The sequence below is a fragment of the Peribacillus sedimenti genome, from assembly GCF_046237635.1.
GTDB classification, from domain to species: domain Bacteria; phylum Bacillota; class Bacilli; order Bacillales; family DSM-1321; genus Peribacillus; species Peribacillus sedimenti.
This window is the reverse complement of the sequence record NZ_CP143547.1, coordinates 3,302,501-3,305,000: the sequence shown is the minus strand read 5'-3', so window position 1 is coordinate 3,305,000 and position 2,500 is coordinate 3,302,501. Positions and strand designations below refer to the sequence as shown.

Here is a 2,500-nt window from a genome sequence, read left to right as displayed (position 1 = left end):
GTCAGGGAAGAACAAGTGCCAGAGTAACTGCTGGCACCTTGACGGTACCTGACCAGAAAGCCACGGCTAACTACGTGCCAGCAGCCGCGGTAATACGTAGGTGGCAAGCGTTGTCCGGAATTATTGGGCGTAAAGCGCGCGCAGGCGGTCCTTTAAGTCTGATGTGAAAGCCCACGGCTCAACCGTGGAGGGTCATTGGAAACTGGGGGACTTGAGTGCAGAAGAGGAGAGTGGAATTCCACGTGTAGCGGTGAAATGCGTAGAGATGTGGAGGAACACCAGTGGCGAAGGCGACTCTCTGGTCTGTAACTGACGCTGAGGCGCGAAAGCGTGGGGAGCGAACAGGATTAGATACCCTGGTAGTCCACGCCGTAAACGATGAGTGCTAAGTGTTAGAGGGTTTCCGCCCTTTAGTGCTGCAGCAAACGCATTAAGCACTCCGCCTGGGGAGTACGGCCGCAAGGCTGAAACTCAAAGGAATTGACGGGGGCCCGCACAAGCGGTGGAGCATGTGGTTTAATTCGAAGCAACGCGAAGAACCTTACCAGGTCTTGACATCCTCTGACTTCCCTAGAGATAGGGCGTTCCCCTTCGGGGGACAGAGTGACAGGTGGTGCATGGTTGTCGTCAGCTCGTGTCGTGAGATGTTGGGTTAAGTCCCGCAACGAGCGCAACCCTTGATCTTAGTTGCCAGCATTCAGTTGGGCACTCTAAGGTGACTGCCGGTGACAAACCGGAGGAAGGTGGGGATGACGTCAAATCATCATGCCCCTTATGACCTGGGCTACACACGTGCTACAATGGATGGTACAAAGGGCAGCGAAGCCGCGAGGCCGAGCCAATCCCATAAAGCCATTCTCAGTTCGGATTGCAGGCTGCAACTCGCCTGCATGAAGCCGGAATCGCTAGTAATCGCGGATCAGCATGCCGCGGTGAATACGTTCCCGGGCCTTGTACACACCGCCCGTCACACCACGAGAGTTTGTAACACCCGAAGTCGGTGAGGTAACCTTTTGGAGCCAGCCGCCTAAGGTGGGACAGATGATTGGGGTGAAGTCGTAACAAGGTAGCCGTATCGGAAGGTGCGGCTGGATCACCTCCTTTCTAAGGATATACAGACGTCAGGCGCTTATGTTTTGTTCAGTTTTGAAAGAAGCAATTCTTTCAAGCTTTAAATATTGTGAGTCTTAAATGAGTCTTCTTTTAAGACGATTGCTCCTGCGCCACAGCATATTCGAAGAGGCAACTCTTCAGCTCGTCGCATGGCAGCACGCAGTATCGCTACCGGAGATGAATCACGATGTGTGATTGAAATCCGTAGCCATGTTCCTTGAAAACTAGATAACAGTAATAAGGCAAATTTTTGCGTCAATTTTCAAAACACCGAGATGTAAAACTGATAATTTGTCAGGACCGAGGGACTCGAGGAAGCAATCGAGCGAGCACCGGAGCGTATTAGACATACGTGAGGAGTGAGCGAGTGAAGCTGACGAAGAAGGCCGACGGTCATCACAAATTAGCAATGGTTAAGTTAGAAAGGGCGCACGGTGGATGCCTTGGCACTAGGAGCCGATGAAGGACGGGACTAACACCGATATGCTTCGGGGAGCTGTAAGTAAGCTTTGATCCGGAGATTTCCGAATGGGGAAACCCGCTGCCCGTAATGGGGCAGTATCCTTACCTGAATAAATAGGGTATGGAAGGCAGACCCGGGGAACTGAAACATCTAAGTACCCGGAGGAAGAGAAAGCAAACGCGATTTCCTGAGTAGCGGCGAGCGAAACGGAATTAGCCCAAACCAGAAGGCTTGCCTTCTGGGGTTGTAGGACACTCTATATGGAGTTACAAAGGAACGGGGTAGATGAAGAGGCCTGGAAAGGCCCGTCAGAGAAGGTAAAAACCCTGTAGTCGAAACTTCGTTCCCTCCTGAGTGGATCCTGAGTACGGCGGGACACGTGAAATCCCGTCGGAAGCAGGGAGGACCATCTCCCAAGGCTAAATACTCCCTAGTGACCGATAGTGAACCAGTACCGTGAGGGAAAGGTGAAAAGCACCCCGGAAGGGGAGTGAAACAGATCCTGAAACCGTGTGCCTACAAGTAGTCAGAGCCCTATGGTCTTTTTAAGACAACGGGTGATGGCGTGCCTTTTGTAGAATGAACCGGCGAGTTACGATTTCATGCAAGGTTAAGTTGATGAGACGGAGCCGCAGCGAAAGCGAGTCTGAACAGGGCGAATGAGTATGAGGTCGTAGACCCGAAACCAGGTGATCTACCCATGTCCAGGGTGAAGTTCAGGTAACACTGAATGGAGGCCCGAACCCACGCACGTTGAAAAGTGCGGGGATGAGGTGTGGGTAGCGGAGAAATTCCAATCGAACCTGGAGATAGCTGGTTCTCTCCGAAATAGCTTTAGGGCTAGCCTCAGCGTAAGAGTCTTGGAGGTAGAGCACTGATTGGACTAGGGGCCCCCATCGGGTTACCGAATTCAGTCAAACTCCG

The 2,500-nt window shown here is 52.3% G+C and carries 2 rRNA genes (both cut by a window edge); both read left to right on the top strand.

Features of this window, described 5'->3' with window-relative positions:
• A 16S ribosomal RNA gene (locus V1500_RS16275) occupies positions 1–1,104 on the top strand; it begins 446 nt to the left of the window's first position.
• 420 nt (positions 1,105–1,524) lie between these two features.
• Positions 1,525–2,500 (top strand): 23S ribosomal RNA (locus tag V1500_RS16270); it runs 1,970 nt beyond the window's last position.
• The 16S and 23S rRNA genes sit together here, the layout of an rRNA operon.